This is a genomic window from Mesorhizobium sp. M8A.F.Ca.ET.181.01.1.1 (assembly GCF_004792025.1).
Taxonomy (GTDB): Bacteria; Pseudomonadota; Alphaproteobacteria; order Rhizobiales; family Rhizobiaceae; genus Mesorhizobium.
Genome location: NZ_SRTV01000038.1, coordinates 1 through 701, shown reverse-complemented (window position 1 = coordinate 701; position 701 = coordinate 1). Strand labels below are relative to the sequence as shown.

Genomic DNA, 701 nt, shown 5'->3' with positions numbered 1-701 from the left:
CGGAAGGCGGCACGGCGAGCGGCAACGTGATTACCGGCGTCGGCAGCGACGGCAATGCGGCCGGCGCCGACACCAAGGGTGCCGACGGCGCCGCGGTGAGCGGCGTGACGGGTTCTGGGGCAACGACGGTGGTGGGCGGCGACTTCCATGTCGTCGGCCAGTACGGCACGCTGACACTGAGCCCCGACGGCACCTATAGCTACGTGGCCAATTCCAACATCAGCAACGCCTCTCCAGTGACCGATACCTTCACCTACACGCTGAAGGACGGCGACGGCGACACCTCGCAGACCACGCTGACTATCACCATCAATGACGGGGCCAACCCGTCGGTGGTCACCAACGCGGTCATCGCGGTGGACGAGGAAGGGCTCGGCACCGCCAATGCGACCGGCAGCGCGCCCGCGACCAACGTCGAGGACGGCAGCGGAACGGTGACGTTCCATGCCGGTTCCGACAACATCACCGGGGTGGCCTTCACATCGGTCGCCGGGATCACGGCGGACGTCAACGGAGTTGCCGGCGCCGACATCGTCTGGACGCTGGCCGGGCCGACCCAGATCACCGGCTCGATCAACGGCATCGACGCCATCCATATCGACCTGGTCGCATCGTCGCTGCCAATCCTGGCTGGCACCAACGGCTCGGCGACAGTCAATGTGACGCTGCTCGACAATTTCCCGCATCCCGACGCGGGTGGA

1 protein-coding gene is annotated in these 701 nt (G+C 66.6%); it reads left to right on the top strand.

The window, feature by feature from the left end:
* Positions 1 to 701 (top strand): VCBS domain-containing protein (locus EN824_RS33445; RefSeq protein WP_210236374.1); only part of this gene is annotated, 701 nt, incomplete at both ends.